The 15728-nt window shown below is 71.9% G+C and carries 11 protein-coding genes; 6 read left to right on the top strand and 5 right to left on the bottom strand.

Features of this window, described 5'->3' with window-relative positions:
- Positions 1-128: 128 nt before the first annotated feature.
- Genes ABEA43_RS18740 through ABEA43_RS18730 form a run of 3 tightly spaced genes read right to left on the bottom strand, consistent with a single transcriptional unit; the run spans position 129 to position 4086 of the window.
- Positions 129-2105, bottom strand: a complete 1977-nt coding sequence (locus tag ABEA43_RS18740; protein ID WP_345563372.1) for a bifunctional copper resistance protein CopD/cytochrome c oxidase assembly protein — start codon at positions 2103-2105, stop codon at positions 129-131.
- A complete protein-coding gene (locus ABEA43_RS18735; RefSeq protein WP_345563370.1) occupies positions 2102-2716 on the bottom strand; it encodes a copper resistance CopC family protein in 615 nt (204 codons plus the stop codon). The genes ABEA43_RS18740 and ABEA43_RS18735 overlap by 4 nt, the downstream gene beginning before the upstream one ends.
- Before the next feature lie 44 nt (positions 2717-2760).
- A complete protein-coding gene (locus ABEA43_RS18730; protein WP_345563368.1) occupies positions 2761-4086 on the bottom strand; it encodes a helix-turn-helix domain-containing protein in 1326 nt (441 codons plus the stop codon).
- A 387-nt stretch (positions 4087-4473) separates the two neighbouring features.
- On the opposite strand from ABEA43_RS18730, the gene ABEA43_RS18725 reads away from it, so the two are divergent.
- Entirely contained in the window at positions 4474-7305 is a 2832-nt protein-coding gene (locus tag ABEA43_RS18725) for an AfsR/SARP family transcriptional regulator (protein WP_345563366.1), read from the top strand.
- Between the two features lie 73 nt (positions 7306-7378).
- Here ABEA43_RS18725 and ABEA43_RS18720 read toward each other — a convergent pair whose 3' ends face one another.
- The gene (locus tag ABEA43_RS18720; RefSeq protein ID WP_345563364.1) at positions 7379-8872 is read right to left on the bottom strand and encodes a PucR family transcriptional regulator; all 1494 of its coding nucleotides are present in this window, start codon (positions 8870-8872) and stop codon (positions 7379-7381) included.
- A gap of 94 nt (positions 8873-8966) precedes the next feature.
- Here ABEA43_RS18720 and ABEA43_RS18715 point away from each other — a divergent pair, with 94 nt between their 5' ends.
- Genes ABEA43_RS18715 through ABEA43_RS18705 form a run of 3 tightly spaced genes read left to right on the top strand, consistent with a single transcriptional unit; the run spans position 8967 to position 12876 of the window.
- Positions 8967-11219 carry a molybdopterin cofactor-binding domain-containing protein gene (locus tag ABEA43_RS18715; protein WP_345563363.1) on the top strand — a complete coding sequence of 751 codons (2253 nt, stop codon included), beginning with the start codon at positions 8967-8969 and terminating at the stop codon, positions 11217-11219.
- Positions 11203-11436, top strand: a complete 234-nt coding sequence (locus ABEA43_RS18710) for an EF-hand domain-containing protein (protein ID WP_345563362.1) — start codon at positions 11203-11205, stop codon at positions 11434-11436. Before ABEA43_RS18715 ends, ABEA43_RS18710 begins: the two co-directional genes overlap by 17 nt.
- A 54-nt stretch (positions 11437-11490) precedes the next feature.
- On the top strand, positions 11491-12876 hold the full coding sequence (locus tag ABEA43_RS18705; protein ID WP_345563361.1) for an NCS2 family permease: 1386 nt from the start codon (positions 11491-11493) through the stop codon (positions 12874-12876).
- Positions 12877-12879: 3 nt separating this feature from the next.
- Here ABEA43_RS18705 and ABEA43_RS18700 read toward each other — a convergent pair whose 3' ends face one another.
- Positions 12880-13920, bottom strand: coding sequence for an excalibur calcium-binding domain-containing protein (locus ABEA43_RS18700; protein WP_345563360.1), 1041 nt, complete (start codon positions 13918-13920; stop codon positions 12880-12882).
- A gap of 62 nt (positions 13921-13982) precedes the next feature.
- Here ABEA43_RS18700 and ald point away from each other — a divergent pair, with 62 nt between their 5' ends.
- Together ald and ABEA43_RS18690 are read left to right on the top strand one after the other, a co-directional pair.
- A complete protein-coding gene (gene ald, locus ABEA43_RS18695) occupies positions 13983-15098 on the top strand; it encodes an alanine dehydrogenase (RefSeq protein ID WP_345563359.1) in 1116 nt (371 codons plus the stop codon).
- A gap of 71 nt (positions 15099-15169) precedes the next feature.
- Positions 15170-15685 carry an EF-hand domain-containing protein gene (locus tag ABEA43_RS18690; protein WP_345563358.1) on the top strand — a complete coding sequence of 172 codons (516 nt, stop codon included), beginning with the start codon at positions 15170-15172 and terminating at the stop codon, positions 15683-15685.
- Positions 15686-15728: the final 43 nt, after the last annotated feature.

Raw genomic sequence — 15728 nt, 5'->3', positions numbered from 1 at the left:
CGGGTGCGCATCCCCCCTCAAGGACGACACACGCTAGCTAATGGGGTTATGCCCGTCTCCCCTGGGAGAAAGGCTACCTGGCTGTCCAGAGACTTGTACTGGGAAGATACGAGGCCATGGCCGAACCGCTACTCGCCCTTGTCACCACGATGGAGACTGGCGAGATAGGCGTTGTAGGAGTCAAGTTCGGGATCTCCGGCGCCCGTCCTGTCGGCCCTGCGGTCGGCGCGCCTGGCCTGCCGATCGTCGTCCTGATACCACTGCACGGCGATGGCCAGCAGCACGATGAGCGTCGGGATCTCGCCGAACCCCCAGGCGATCGCCCCGCCGTCCTGCTGCGTCTGCAGCAGCGTGTCGCCCCAGGGGCGCCCGAGCTGTTCGTACCAGCCGGACGCGATCACGGTGCCCATCATCATCAGCGCGATGCCGAAGAACGCGTGGAACGGCATGGTGACGAAGAGCATCAGCAGCCGCCCGACGTACGGGAGCCGGTCAGGCCCGGGATCGACCCCGATGATCACCCAGAAGAACAGGCAGCCGCTGATCAGGAAGTGCAGGGTCATCCAGATGTGCCCGAGGTGCTCCTTCATGGCCGACTCGAACAGCGGCGTGAAGTAGAGAGCGTACGTCGAGGCGATGAAGATCGACGTGGCGATGACGGGGTGCGTGACGACCTTGGTGAACCGGCTGTGCAGGATCGTGGTGATCCACTCGCGCGGCCCCCTGTCGCCCCTCTTGGCCGCGGGCTTGAGCGCGCGCAGCGCCAGCGTGACCGGCCCGCCGAGAACGAGGAAGATCGGCACGACCATGGAGAGCGTCATGTGCTCGATCATGTGCACGTCGAACATGACCTTGGCGTAGCGGGCCAGCCCGCTCTGCGTGGTGAACACCAGCAGCGCCACTCCCACGAACCACGCGACCGTACGGCCCCAGGACCAGGTGTCGCCGCGCCGCCGCAGCCGGCGCAGGCCGAGCGCGTAGAGCCCGCCCAGGGCGGCGGCGACCGCGGCGAAGAACAGGTCGAACCACCACAGGGAGAACACGTTCGCGATCGTGAGCTCCGGCGGAAGCGGGAAGCCGAGCAGCTCGAAGGCCCGGTCGGCGGGGACGCTGAACTCGGGCGGCGGGGTGCGCGACAGCGCCACGGCCACGCCGATGGTGGCGAGCATGAGCACCATCTCGCCGCCGGCCAGCCGGGTGAACGCCCGTGGCCGGCCCGCGGCCAGGTCGGCCAGCGTGCGCTGGCGGTGCCAGTAGCCCACGTAGCCGAGCAGCACGAACGCCACGATCTTGGCCACGGCCAGCAGGCCGTACTGGGAGGTCCACAGGTCGGACACTGCGCCCAGCCGGGCGACCAGGCTGAACACGCCGGACAGCCCCACCCCGGCGTAGCACCACAGCGCCATCGTGGAGAACCGGTTCGCGGCCACCTCGATCTGCGGCTGCCTGCGGATCGCGTGCAGCGCCAGCACGGCCAGCCCGCCCACCCACAGGGCCAGCGCGAGCAGGTGCAGCGACACCGAGGAGGTGGCCAGGTCGTGGTTGGGCGAGGAGGTGGTGTGCCCGGTGAGCGGTGCGGGCAGCAGCGTCGCCAGCGCGAGCACCAGCAGCCCTGCCGCGGCCCCGGCCGTGATCGCGCCGCGCGAGAACAGCGCGATCGCCACCCCGAACAGCACCACGAGCGTCAACGCGACGCCCTGCGTGGTCTGGGTGGCGTAGCTGGTCAGGAGGATGCGTTCGAGGATCTGGGGGACGGTCCTGCCGATGGACTCCGCGGCCCCGAACAGGATGGCGAGGAACGCCGCCCCCGCCCAGGTCAGCGCGGCCCACGAGCTGGCCTTGACGTAGCCGGTCGCGGTCTTGCCGAGCACGCCCTTGTCGTTGGGCAGCAGCACGGCGGCCATCAGCAGCAGGCCGACGGTGGCCACCCCGGCCACGTCCATGAGCAGCTTGGACAGCGGCAGGCCCCACCTGACGACCGCGCCGGAGTCGGGCAGGCCGGGGATGATCCTGGGGAACGCCCTGCCTCCGGCGATCATGCCGATCACCAGGGCGAGGACGGCGGCCGCCGCTCCCGCGAGCGCGAGACGCGCCGCCCTGGTCATGGCTTCTTTTTCCGCGCGCTGAGCAGGAAGCCGATGCCGATGCCGACCAGGGCGCCGATCACGATGATCAGCCAGACGGGGAACGCCGGCTCCTGACCGGCCGACGCCCGGCTCTGCTCATCGGCCTGAACGGGCCGAGCGGCCGGTGAGCCGGCGGGTGGACTGGCGCTCGGCGCGGCGGCCTGGTCGGGCGCGCCGCTCGCCGTCGCCGTCGGCTGGGTCTCGCTCGGGCTCGGGGACGCCGTCGGCGCTCCCTCCACCCTGAACGGGATCTCGCCCTCGATCGGATGCCCGTCGGAGGACACGACCCGGTAGGCGATCGTGTATTTCCCGTCGGGCAGCGACCCGTCGACGGCCTGCGTCACCACCGCGCCGTCCACCTTGGGCTTTCCGCTCTGGTGCTGGGCGTCACCGTCACCGCGCACGATGACGAACGGCATGCGCACCTTGGCGCTGAACTCGAGCTTGACCTCGTCGAGGGCCTTGATCTTGGCGCCCTTGGCCGGGTTGCTGCTCTTGAGCGCGTCGTGCGCCAGCGCGGGGGTGGCGGCGCCGAACACGAACAGGGCGGCGAGAATCGCGGTGAGGGCCGCGAGCGGGGATCTCTTCATGACACCCCCAAGGCTACCGACGCCACTGTCCGGTCCGGACCTCGCTACAGGCCTGCGCAGGCGACGGCCCGCTGGTAGGCCTCCACCGCGCCGTCGAGGTCGCCGAGCTGCTCGATGGTCTCCGCCGTGGCGTACCAGGTGGACGCCGAGCGCCGGGAGTCGGGCAGCGGCGTCAGCCAGTCGCGCACGGACGCCCCGTGCCCGGCGGCCTCCGTGGAGCGCCCGACGGCGCCGTAGACCCGGCCGAGCAGGAGGTTGGCCTCGGCGCCCAGCACGTGGCCGAACTCGGGGAGCAGGCTCCTGCCGATCGTCGCGTGCTCGACGGCCTCGTCGAAGTTGCCCGTCATGAATTCGGCGCGGGCCAGCTCGACGTGGACACGGGCCCGGTCGATGTTGCTGGTCGAGGTCTGCTCGAACTCGACGACCGCGGCGCGCAGCCCGTCGCGGATGGCCACGGCCTCGGCCGGGCGGGCCCTGAGCCGCTGGCCCAGGAGCGCCAGGCGCATCCTGGCGATGCCACGGGGGTTGCCGTTCTCCAGCTGCACCGCCATGGCCCGCTCGGCGAAGGACAGCGCCTCCTGCTCGTGACCGGTGAAGGAGGCGACGTTGGTGGCCATCCAGTTGGCCGCCACGATCGAGCGCGGCGTGCCCAGCGCGTCGGCCGCGTTCAGCAGCTCGGCCGCGAACTGGCGGGCGCGCAGCAGGTCACCGCGCTCCAGGTAGGCCGACAGCAAGGTGGCGGCCAGCTCGATGAGGTGATCGGTCCAGGGCAGGCGGCCGTTGCCGATCAGCATCCGCTCGCCCACCTCGACGGCCTCGGACAGCCGCTCGCCGCTCAGATAGGCACGGCAGAGGGCCATGGCGATCTCGATGCGGCGCTCGGAGGCCGGCTCCTCGCCGTGGAGCTTGAGGAGGATGGAAATGGCCTCGTCGAGGTTGCCGCACGCCTCGGCGGCGAGGGCGAGACCGTATTCGGTGTCTTGACGAAGCGTGGTCAACCCTGTCAGGTTGTTGTTCGCCAGCAGCTCGGCGAAGCGGGTGCGGGCCTCGTTGACCTCACCGTTTTCGAGCGCCAGCCGCGCGTAGCCAAGGGCCAGCTCGATGTCCTCCATCTGCTCGGCGGTGACGCCATTGATCAGATAAGAGAGTGAGCAGTCCAGTTTCTGAGCCAGCAACTCCAAGACCGCAGGAGTCGGGGTACGCTTGCCACTCTCGATCAACGAGACGTAGCTGTCCGACAACTCGGGGTGCGCCAGCTGAGCCTGCGACAGGCCGCGTTGTCGCCGAACCGTCTTAATACGGAGTCCGACCAGGTCAGATGTAGTCACAGCCGTCGCTCCCTGAGAAGATGAAGTCCGAGCAACCCACATAGGCGAGGGAGAACCCCCATGCGTATGCGCATTGCCCTGTCCGCATTGGTCGTCGCGATCACTCTCGCGGCGGCCGTTGGAGGTAATGTTACGGCCGCAAGTGCCGAAACGTCTTCCCTCTACTCGAACCAGGACTACAGCCACTGCTGCTGACGTAAGGCGGAGGGGGGCACACGCCCGGCTCAGGGCGCGACACCGCACCGTGCCCCACAGACGTACCGCTGAGGACGACGAGACCTGTTCTCGTCACCGTGTTGCCCCCTCTGGCCCCGCGCCGATCTCCCACTCTAACCGGGGACGACTACATTCGATCTACAGTGAACCCGGCTCTCTTCAGCCGGCGGCGTTTCTGAATACGCTGCCGCAGTCACCGAACCGGGAGATCGAATGAGCGAGGCAATCACCGTCCGCCTGCTCGGGGCAGTGGCCGCCGAGCGCCGCCGCGGATCCGCCGAAGAGCCCATCGATCTCGGCCCGGCCAGACAGCAGACCGCCCTCGCCATCCTCGCCGCGACCGTGGGCCGCCCCGTCCCGATGGACCGGCTGGTCGCCGGGATCTGGGGCCAGGACGCCCCGCGCAACGCCGAGCAGAGCGTCTACACCTACATCGCCGGGCTACGCCGCCTCTTCGAGCCCGATCGCCCGCGGCGGGCGCCGTCGCTGCTGCTCGCGGGCTCCTCGGCCGGTTACATCTTACGCCTGGAGCCCGATCAGGTGGACGCGCTGCTGTTCGCCGAGTGGCTGGAGGAGGCCCGCAGGGTCCAGCGGGACGGCGACGACCGCGAGGCGGAGCGCCGGCTCGACCAGGCACTGGCCCTGTGGCGGGGCACCGCGCTGAGCGGCCTGGCCGGGCCGTTCGCGGAGAAGGAGCGCGCCCGCCTGGAGCAGCTCAGGCTCGCGGCGCAGGAACAGCGCGCGGAGAGCCTGTTACGGCTGGGCGGGCACAAGGAGGTGGCGGAGGAGCTGCGCGACCTCACCCGCCACCACCCCCTGCGCGAGCGGGCCAGGGAGCTGCTCATGACGGCCCTGTTCCACTCGGGACGCCGGGCGGAGGCGCTGGAGGTCTACGAGGAGGGCCGGCTCCTGCTGGCCCAGGAGCTGGGCCTGTCGCCGGGAGAGGGCCTGCGCAAGTGCCAGGAGATGGTGCTGAGCGCCGACGCGGCCGCGGTGGAGGTGCGTCCCGCCGTGCCGCACCAGTTACCCCGCCCGCTGGCGGAGTTCGTGGGCAGGTCGCGGGAGCTCGTCCGGCTGAAGGAACGGCTGGCGCCACGGGACGCCACGCCGCCGGGCCCGCTGGTGATCATCACCGGGCCGCCGGGCGTCGGCAAGTCCGCGCTGGCCGCCCAGGTCGCCCACGCGGCGCAGGAGCGCTTCCCCGACGGCCAGCTCTACGTGAACTGCCGGGGCGCCACGCCGGGCGTGCCCGCGCTCACCCCGATCGACGTGCTCGGACGGTTCCTGCGCGCGCTGGGCGTGCCGCCGCACGCCGTGCCCGCCGATCTCGACGAGGCCGCGGCCATGTGGCGCAGCCGGCTGCACGAACGCCGGGTGCTGGCGCTGCTCGACGACGCCGCCGACCTGGAGCAGATCAGGCCGCTGCTGTCCACTCCGTTCGGCAACGCGCTGCTGGTGACCAGCAGGGAGAGCATGAGCTGGGGCGAGGACGCCTACCAGCTGGAGCTCGGCAGGATGTCCCACGCGGAGTCGGCCACGATGCTGGCCAGGCTGGCCGGCGCGGGCCGGATCTCGGCCGACGCCGGCGAGACTGCCAGGCTCGTACGCCTGTGCGACGGCCTCCCGCTGGCCCTGCGCATCGCCGGGGCGCGCCTGGCCGGCCGCCCGGACTGGAGCGTGTCGGTGCTGGCCACACGCCTGAGCGACGAGCGGAACCGCCTGCACGAGCTGGCCGCGGGCGATCTGGCCGTCCGGTCCAGCCTGACCGCCAGCCACACGGCACTCGAACGCGGCGCGCGCCCCCTCGACCGGCTGGCCGCCCGCGCACTGTCGCTGCTGGGCCTCCTGCACGTGCCGGAGACGACAGGGGAGGCGGCCGGCGCGCTGCTGGGGGTGCCCGCGCCCGAAGCGGAGCAGGCCCTGGAGCGGCTGGTGGACGCCCATCTGCTCGATCGCACCGGCCCGGGCCGCTACCAGCTGCACGACCTCGTCCGCCTCTTCGCGGCCGAGCTGCGCCCCCAGAGCCCGTGGGAGCCGCTGGTCCGCGCGCTGTCCTACTACGCCGCTTCGGCCCGCCTGGCCAGCCACGTCAGCGACCCGCACCGCAACCAGTTCGCGCGGCCGGTCGACGCGACGCCGCACGCGATCGGCGGCGCCGCCGAGGCGATCGCGTGGCTGGAGGACGAGGAGGCCGTGCTCACGGCCGCGGCCGGTCAGGCGCTCGGCTCCCCCGACGACACGATCGCCGGGCTCGGCGTCAGCCTCGCGTTCAGCCTGGCCTGGCACCAGGAGCGGTTCTACCGGATGGCGGAGAAGAAGGCGCTCAACACGCTCGCCCTGGAGGTCTGCCGGCGGCTCGGGGACGAGGCGGGCGCCCAGCTCGCGCACACCCACATCTCCAACGCCCTGCGCATGACCGGCCGCACCGACGAGGCGCTGACCCACCTCCAGGCCGCATTGGCGCTGGCCAGACGGCTCGGCGACGCCTACGGCGAGATGCGCGCGCTGGGCAATCTGGCCAGCGCCAACAACTCGGGCGAACGCTACGGCGACGCGCTCCCGTGGGCCGAGCGCCAGCTCGTCCTGGCCAGGAGCATCGGCACGCGCGTCGGCACGCGGTACGCGCTGACCGCCATAGGGAGCGCGCACAGGGGCATGGGCCGGCCTGAGCGGGCCAGGGAGGCGCTGGAGGAGGCCCTGACGGACGCCGTGGAGGTGGGCGACGGCGTCCACGAGGCGCAGATCCGCGCCGGCCTCGGGGAGTGCCGCGCCGACATGGGCGAGCCGGAGCAGGCCATCCCGCAGTTGCTGCGGGCCAGGGAGCTCTATGCGCCCGGCGGCCACCGGATCGGGACGCTGCGCTGCCTGATCGGGCTGTCGCGCGCGTACCGGATGATGGGCGATCTCGATCGCGCCCGCTCCGCCGTCGCCCAGGCCGCCGCCTCGGAGAACGGGCTGGGCCACGCCCGGTGGGCGCGGCTGCTCAGGGAGGAGCAGGCCGCCGTGCACGCGGCGCGCAGGCCGTCGGCGCCGCACGGGGCCTGAGCGGGGCTGCCGGGACGTCCCAGGTGTCTCTCAGCGCCAAGCAGGGGTACGGGAGCGCCAGGAAGAAGCGGGGCTACCGGGGTGTCCCGGTGTCCCGCAGCGCCAGGAAGAAGTCGACCCGGTCCGCCATCGTCGCCAGATTCCGGCCGGTGAGCTCCTCGATCCTGCGGACGCGGTAGCGGACGGTGTTGACGTGCACGTGGAGCTGCTCGGCGCAGGCGTTCCACGAGCCGGCGCAGTCGAGGAAGATCCCCAGCGTGCGCACCAGCTCGGACTGGTGCCTGCGGTCGTAGTCGAGCAGCGGCGACAGCAGCCTGGCGGCGAACGAGCGGCGCACGTCCCCCGGGACCGTGGCCAGCAGCAGCGCGTGGGTGTAGATCTCGTCGCTGGTCACCACGCCGCCCGCGCGGGCCTCGGCCAGCCGCCTGGCGTGCCCGGCCTCCTCCACGCCGCCCTTGACGGCGGCGGGCCCGGTCAGCGCGCCGCTGAGCCCGACACAGAGCCGGAGGCCGGGCGCCGCCGCGAGCACCTCGGCGGCGGCGCGCAGCCGGTCGGCCAGCTCGGCCGCGGTGCCCTTGAGCAGCGGCACCACGGCGACCGCGCCGTCCGCGCCGGCCGCCGCCACCACCTCGCGGCCGAGCAGCTCCTCCACGACCTGGCCGCCGAGCGTGGGGGCGTCGGGCCCGCGGGTGGCGCCGGGCCTGGGCGCGGTCGCGTTCACGATCGCGTACGGCTGCGCCGCGTCGATCCCGCACGTCCGCAGCCTGGCGTTGAGCTCGGCCACGTCGGCCTCGGCGAACGCGGCCATGATGAGCTGCTCGGTCAGGCGGCGCTCGACCCTGCGGCCCTCCTCCATGCGGCTGCGTTCGAGCCCGACGCAGGCGGCCAGCTCGTAGCCGACGTCGGCCCGGCTGATCAGGTCGCCGTCGCAGACCAGGGCCCAGCCGGCGGCCCGGTGCCCGCGGCCGACCGCGAAGATCGTGTGGTCGCCGACGTGCACGGGCAGCCGCGACGCCGTCAGGTACGCCTTCGCCAGGCCCACGGGGTCCTCGGCCGAGCCGACGATCACCTCGCCGGACGCGGACAGGACGGCGCCGGTGACGCCCAGCTCCGCGGCGGTCAGCTCGAACAGCTCGCGCAGGTCGGCGCCCTCCGCGATGGCCGCGACCAGCCGGCGGTGGCGGCCCAGCGCGTCGCGCACGTCGCCGGACAGGCGCGGCACGACCAGCTCGGCCAGCGTGCGGAAGGAGATCTCGGTCGGCACCTCGACCAGCGGCAGGCCGGCGGCCGCGCAGGCGGCCACGAGGTCGTCGGGGACGTGCCCGAGCCAGGCCTGACCGGCGCCGAGCGCGGCGACCCCGGCCTCGACCAGCGCGGTCACGAACCTGGCCGAGTCGCCGGGCGCGCGCCGCCACATCAGCCCGGACAGCACCAGCTCGCCGCCCGACAGATAGCGCCCAGGCTCCGGCAGATCGGTGATGTGCACGGTGCTGAACTCGCGGGCCGGGTCACCGGTGCGCAGGATCAGCCGCAGATCGTCGATGGCCAGCAGGTCAGAGATGCGCACTTGGAGGAATATACAAGCCTGCGAGGGCAAGCGCTGACGTGGATTTCACGTCGAGCGCATAGGACGGGCCGGGCGGCGGTGCTCTACTCGGAAGATGACGGAGACGACGGCTCCCACCATTGGGCACACCACCGGGTACAGCGGCGGACACGGCGTCGGGGAGAGCGCGCGGCGGCCCGACGGGACGCTGAAGGTGACCGGCGAGTTCGCCTATGCCTCCGACCTGTGGCTGGACGGCATGGTGTGGGGCGTCACGCTGCGCAGCCCGCACGCCTCCGCGTGGATCCGCTCGATCGACGTGGGGCCGGCGCTCAAGATGGCGGGCGTGCTGGCCGTGCTGACGCACGAGGACGTGCCGGGCGTGAAGTTCTACGGGCTGGAGCACAAGGATCAGCCGGTGCTGGCCATCGACGAGGTCCGCTTCCAGGGGGAGCCGGTGGCGCTGGTGGCCGCCGACCATCCGGAGACGGCCCGCAGGGCCGCCGCGGCCATCGTGGTCGAGTACGAACTCCGCGAAGCCGTGACAGATCCCCGTAAGTCCGAACATTTCGTAAGACATCAGCCGGTACGCCGCGGTGACACGTTCGAGGCCGAGGTCGTCGTCACCGGCGAGTACGAGGTCGGCATGCAGGACCAGGCCTTCCTCGGCCCGGAGTCCGGCCTGGCCGTCCCGGCCGAGGACGGCGGCGTGGACCTCTACATCGCCACCCAGTGGCTGCACGTGGACCGCGACCAGCTCGCCCCCTGCCTCGGCCTGCCCCAGGACAAGGTACGCCTGACGCTGTCGGGCGTCGGCGGCGCGTTCGGCGCCCGCGAGGACCTGTCGATGCAGGTGCACGCCTGCATGCTGGCCCTGCGCCTGGACCGGCCCGTGAAGATCGTCTATGGCCGGGAGGAGTCGTTCTTCGGCCACGTGCACCGCCACCCGGCCTGGATGCGCTACGAGCACGGCGCCACCCGCGACGGCCGGCTCGTCTACGTCAAGGCCGACATCCTGCTCGACGGCGGCGCGTACTGCTCCTCCTCCCCCGCCGTGGTCGGCAACGCCGCCTCGCTCGGCGCGGGCCCGTACGAGGTGCCGAACGTGCGGGTGGACGCCACCGGCGTCTACACCAACAACCCGCCGTGCGGCGCGATGCGCGGCTTCGGCGCCGTGCAGGCCTGCTACGCCTACGAGTCGCAGATGGACCGCCTGGCCGAGGCGTGCGGCCTGTCGCCGATCGAGATCCGGGTGCGCAACGCCGTCTCGCAGGGCTCCCGCCTCATCACCGGGCAGGTGATCGACTCCCCCGCCCCGCTCGCGGACATGCTGCGCGACCTGGAGGCCATGCCGCTGCCCGCGCCGCCGCCCGAGCCGGCGCGGGACCGGGACCTGCGGGGGCTGCCCGGCGGCGTCTCGCAGACCACGCACGGCGAGTCCGTGCGCCGGGGCGTCGGCTACGGCGTCGGGATCAAGAACATCTGCTTCTCCGAGGGCTTCGACGACTACTCCACGGCCAGGGTGCGGGCCGAGCTGGTCGGCGGCGAGCCGCACGTCACCGTGCACACGGCGGCGGCCGAGGTGGGCCAGGGCCTGGTCACGATCCAGGCCCAGATCGCGCGCACCGAGCTGGGCATCGCGAACGTCACCGTGGCCACCGCCGACACCGCGGTCGGCTCGGCCGGGTCGTCGTCGGCCTCCCGTCAGTCGTACGTCACCGGCGGCGCGGTGAAGACCGCCTGCGAGGCCGTACGGGAGCGGTTCAAGGGGCTGCCCGCGGCCGAGGCGCTGGCGGCGTACGGGCCGATCGAGGAGACGCGCGAATACCGGCACCGGCCCACCTATCCGCTCGACCCGCGCACCGGCCAGGGCGACTCGCACACCCAGCTCGCCCTGTGCGTGCACCGGGCGGTCGTGGACGTGGACGTGGATCTGGGCCTGGTCAAGGTGGTCGAGCTGGCGGCCGTGCAGGACGTGGGCCGGATACTGAACCCGCAGGCGCTCGAAGGCCAGATCCACGGCGGCTCGGCGCAAGGGCTGGGGCTGGCGCTCATGGAGGAGATCCAGATCCGCGACGGCCAGGTGCTGAACCCGTCGTTCACGGACTACCTCATCCCCACCATCCTCGACATGCCGCCCATGACGCTGAAGATTCTGGAGAACCCCGACCCGGCGGCTCCGTACGGATTGCGCGGCGCGGGCGAGCCTCCGACCCTCTCCTCGACCCCCGCCATCGCCGCCGCGGTCCGCGCGGCGACCGGGCTCCGGTTGACGCGCGTTCCGATTAGGCCGGAAGATATCGCGTTGTTCGAAGAGCAGTCCGGAGCAGAATCCGGCAAGGGGGTATCCGATGGCAAGCGCGCGTGAAGCGGCCGAGGCGGAGTTCAGGCGCTTCGACACCGACGGCGACGGCCTGCTGACCGCCGGCGAGATCAGGCAGGCCAACGAGGCCCTGGGTGGTCAGGGCGCGGCCGAGAGCGAGATCGAGGCGTTCATCAAGTCCGCCGACCGCGACGGCGACGGGCGGGTCGGGATCGAGGAGTTCGTCGGCCTGGTCGGCCACGGACGCCACGAGAAGGCGTGATCTTGTCCCCCGCCGGGTAGGCAACCCGGCATTCCCCCTGATCAACAAGGGGGGATGGCGGTGCTCGACAGATTCTTCGAGCTCACCGGGCGGGGGACCACCGTCGGCCGCGAGGTGCGGGGCGGGCTCACCACGTTCGTGGCCATGGCCTACATCATCCTGCTCAACCCGATCATCCTGGCCGGGGCCAAGGACGTCACCGGCGCCCGGCTGTCCATCTCCGAGCTGACGACCTCCACCGCGCTGGCCGCGGCGATCTCGACGCTGCTGATGGCGTTCGTCGGCAACGCCCCCTTCGGCCTGGCCGCCGGGCTCGGCCTGAACGCGGTCGTCGCCTACCAGGCCGCCCCGCACATGACGTGGGCGCAGGCCATGGGCCTGGTCGTGCTCGAAGGCTTCGTGATCATCGTGCTGGCGGTGACCGGCCTGCGCACGCTGATCATGAACGCGATCCCGCTGGCGCTCAAACACGCGATCAGCGTGGGGATCGGGCTGTTCATCGCGCTGATCGGCCTGGTCGACGCCGGGTTCGTCGCGGCGGGCTCGGGAACGCCCGTGCAGCTCGGCGCCACCGGCCATCTCACGGGCTGGCCGGTCGCGATCTTCTGCTTCGGCCTGCTCCTCATGATCGTCCTGTACGTCCGCAGGACCCCGGCCGCCATCCTGATCAGCATCGCGGTCACCGCGGTCCTGGCCGTCGTGGTGAACTCGCTGGCCGCCATCCCGCCGGAGTCGTGGGGCGTGGTGGCGCCGCGGGTGCCCGAGTCGCTGGTCTCGGCCCCGCACTTCGGGCTCGTCGGCGCGTTCGACCTGTTCGGCGGATTCGCCAGGGCGGGGGCGCTGACGGCGACCGTGGTGCTGTTCACGCTGGTGCTGTCGGGGTTCTTCGACGCGATGGGGACCATCATCGGCGTCAGCGACGAGGCCGGGCTGGTGGACCAACAGGGACGGGTGCCCAGGCTGGGCCGGATCCTGACCGTGGACGGCGTGGCGGGCATGGTGGGCGGCTCGGTCAGCTCCTCGGCCAACACCGTCTTCGTCGAGTCGGCCGCCGGTGTCGGCGAGGGGGCCCGCACGGGCCTGGCCAGCGTGGTGACCGGGGCGCTGCTGGGGCTGACGCTGCTGTTCACGCCGCTGGCGGCGGTGGTGCCCGCCGCCGCAGCCGCTCCCGCGCTGGTGCTGGTCGGGGCGCTGATGATGATGCAGAGCAAGAACGTGCCGTGGGACGACCTGGACCTGGCCGTGCCCGCGTTCCTGACGATCGCGCTGATGCCGTTCACGTACTCGATCACGAACGGGGTGGGCGCGGGGGTGATCTCGTACACGCTGATCAAGGCGGCCAAGGGCCGGTTCTCGCAGATCCCCTGGCTGCTCTGGATCGTCTCGCTGATCTTCCTGGCCTACTTCGGCATCGACTGGTTCGGTGAGCTGTTCGGCTAGCCGTCAGCGCATGTCGCCGCTGTTGCAGGCCACGCCGTTGCCGTCGACGTCGACGTACCAGGCGTATTCCTCGTGCGTGCCCTTGGAGTAGGGGCCGTCGCCGGCCGCCACGGCCTCCTTGCAGCTCGCGTAGCGCTTGTCCGGGGTGCGCCGGACGCCGGTCGCGGGGGAGGTCGCGCCCGGCCGGTTCGTCCCGGGGCCCACGGTGCCCGTCGTGCCGGTGCTGCCGGTCGGGCCGCCGGTGGGGCCCGGGCCGCCCGTCGGACCGGTCGTGGCGGGCGTGCTGGGGCCGGCGGTCGGGCCCGTGCTGGGACCCGTGCTGGGACCCGTGCTGGGACCCGTGGCGGGGCTCGTGCCGGTGGGCGGCGCGCCGAGCAGGCTGGTCACCAGCGCGTCGGCCTCCTCCTTGGTGAAGCCGGCGATGCTCATGCTGTCGCCGTCCATCGACTGGGTGACGATCGGCGCGGCCAGGACGGTCTTGGGCTGGTCGGGCTGCTCGGGCGCGAGCACGATCGCCACCTGCCGCTGCTCGGGCACCAGCTCGTCGATGAGCTGCACCAGCCGCTCCTTGAACGCCGGCGCGATCGCGATGCGCACGGAGTAGAGGCCGTCCTTCTCACGTACCGGCTCGACCTGCTGCACGGAGAGGACGGTGACGCCGTCCTCCAGCAGGTAGCAGGTGCGCTGCTCCGCGTCGAGCACGGCCGGGTCGCCCGGACAGGGCGCGGGCTTGGTCTCCTTGACGGGGGCGAAGTGGACGGGGACGGCCAGCCGCCGCGGCGGCACGCCGCCTAAGAGCGGCGAGTCGGGGCTCTGCGTCATCAGGACGGCAACAGTGCCCAGCACTCCGGCGACCAAGACGACCAGGACCAGCGAGACGATCAACACGATGGTGGTGAGTCTGCTGGCCTTCGCCTCTCCCGGGTCCGCGGGTGGCGGCTCTTCCGGCTTGTCCATCGACGACGACCTCATCCTGATGTTCGGGCTGCCGGTGAGCCTATCGAGGACGAGCCACACCGGGGTAATCAGCAGGAGAATCCGCATCCATCCGGGTGATGGGAGGAAGAATGGAGGCAGGATCGCACGTGACCGAGAAGAGTTGACCCATGAAGGTCGGGGTTCCCCGCGAGGTCAAGAACAGCGAATATCGAGTGGCGTGCACCCCGGCCGGGGTGCACGAGCTGGTGCGCCACGGCCACCAGGTCTTCGTGGAGCGGGAGGCGGGCGCCGGGTCCGCGATCCCGGACGCCGATTTCGCCGCGGCGGGCGCCGTCATGGTCCCGGACGCCGACGAGCTCTGGGCCACCGGTGACCTGATCATGAAGGTGAAGGAGCCGGTGGCCGAGGAGTACCACCGGCTGCGCAAGGGCCAGGTGCTCTTCACGTACCTGCATCTGGCGGCCTCTCGCGACTGCACGCGGGCGCTGCTCGACTCGGGCGTCACCGCGATCGCCTACGAGACCGTGCAGAGCCGTGACGGCACGCTGCCCCTGCTCGCCCCCATGTCCGAGGTGGCGGGGCGGCTGGCGCCGCAGGTGGCCGCCTACCACCTGATGCGCTCGGAGGGCGGCAGGGGCGTGCTGATGGGCGGCGTGTCCGGGGTGCGCGCGGCCCACGTCGTCGTCATCGGGGCCGGCGTCTCCGGCATGAACGCCGCCGCCATCGCCCTCGGCATGCAGGCCGAGGTGCTGCTGCTCGACAAGAACATCGACAAGCTGCGCCAGGCGGACCTGATCTACCAGGGCCACTGCCAGACGGTCGCCTCCAACATGCTGGAGATCGAGCGGGCGGTGCTGGAGGCCGACCTGGTCATCGGCGCCGTCCTGGTGCCCGGCGCCAAGGCTCCCGAGCTGGTGAGCAACGACCTGGTGAGCCGGATGAAGCCGGGCTCGGTGCTCGTGGACATCGCGATCGACCAGGGCGGCTGCTTCGAGGATTCGCGGCCGACGACGCACGAGCGGCCGACGTACCGGGTGCACGACTCGATCTTCTACTGCGTGGCCAACATGCCGGGCGCCGTTCCGCACACCTCGACGTTCGCCCTGACGAACGTCACGCTCCCGTACGCGCTGGCCATCGCCGACCTGGGCTGGCGGCGGGCGATGCGCGAGGACCCGGCGCTGGCGGCCGGGCTGAGCACCCACGAGGGCCACCTGACGAGCCGGCCCGTGGCCCAGGCGCACGGGCTGGCGGCGACGCCGCCGGCGGACGTGCTCGGCTGAGCCCAGTTTTCCGGGACTTCTGTCCATCCCCGCGAGGACGAGTTACTGTAAGTAGCGATCAGCTACCTAGGGTGACGATCGGAGCGGTGATGCCCCACAACGGCTTCCGCGAGAGCGCGGAGCGTAACTTCAACGACCTCGACACCGACGGCGACGGCTTCCTGACCAGGTACGACTACATGGCCCTCGCCCAGCGCCGCCTGGGGCAGACCGGGGTACGGGCCGACACGCCCGAGGGCGAGTCCGTCGTGGACGCGTTCCTCAACGCCTGGGACATCCACGCCCGCGCTCTGGACACCGATCGTGACGGCCGGATCAGCAAGGAGGAGTACGTCAGCTCCTTCGAGACGCTGGTGCGGACGGGCACGCTCGACACGGTGCTGACGCCGATCTCCCGCGCCACGTTCGCCGCGGCCGACCGCGACCGCGACGGCTGGATCACCGCCGAGGAGTTCGGTGCGGTGTGGAACCGCCCCCGCACCGACCTGACCACCGCCTTCGCCAGGGCCGACGCCGACCGCGACGGGCGCATCTCCTTCGAGGAGTTCGCCCGCGCCCGCCATGACCTGCTCATCGGCGACGACTGACGGCATGACTCAGGGCCCGGCGGGGGCCGGGCCCTGAGTCATC

Source organism: Nonomuraea rosea (assembly GCF_039539705.1).
GTDB lineage: Bacteria > Actinomycetota > Actinomycetes > Streptosporangiales > Streptosporangiaceae > Nonomuraea > Nonomuraea rosea.
The sequence above is the reverse complement of the archived record's forward strand: the minus strand, read 5'-3'. Positions and strand labels throughout refer to the sequence as shown.

Excerpts from the sequence above, each read along its gene's own strand:
- ABEA43_RS18740 (WP_345563372.1), bottom strand. The coding sequence starts at position 2,105 with ATGACCAGGGCGGCGCGTCTCGCGCTCGCGGGAGCGGCGGCCGCCGTC.
- ABEA43_RS18735 (WP_345563370.1), bottom strand. The coding sequence starts at position 2,716 with ATGAAGAGATCCCCGCTCGCGGCCCTCACCGCGATTCTCGCCGCCCTG.
- ABEA43_RS18730 (WP_345563368.1), bottom strand. The coding sequence starts at position 4,086 with ATGTGGGTTGCTCGGACTTCATCTTCTCAGGGAGCGACGGCTGTGACT.
- ABEA43_RS18725 (WP_345563366.1), top strand. The coding sequence starts at position 4,474 with ATGAGCGAGGCAATCACCGTCCGCCTGCTCGGGGCAGTGGCCGCCGAG.
- ABEA43_RS18715 (WP_345563363.1), top strand. The coding sequence starts at position 8,967 with ATGACGGAGACGACGGCTCCCACCATTGGGCACACCACCGGGTACAGC.
- ABEA43_RS18710 (WP_345563362.1), top strand. The coding sequence starts at position 11,203 with ATGGCAAGCGCGCGTGAAGCGGCCGAGGCGGAGTTCAGGCGCTTCGAC.
- ABEA43_RS18705 (WP_345563361.1), top strand. The coding sequence starts at position 11,491 with ATGGCGGTGCTCGACAGATTCTTCGAGCTCACCGGGCGGGGGACCACC.
- ABEA43_RS18700 (WP_345563360.1), bottom strand. The coding sequence starts at position 13,920 with ATGCGGATTCTCCTGCTGATTACCCCGGTGTGGCTCGTCCTCGATAGG.
- ald (WP_345563359.1), top strand. The coding sequence starts at position 13,983 with ATGAAGGTCGGGGTTCCCCGCGAGGTCAAGAACAGCGAATATCGAGTG.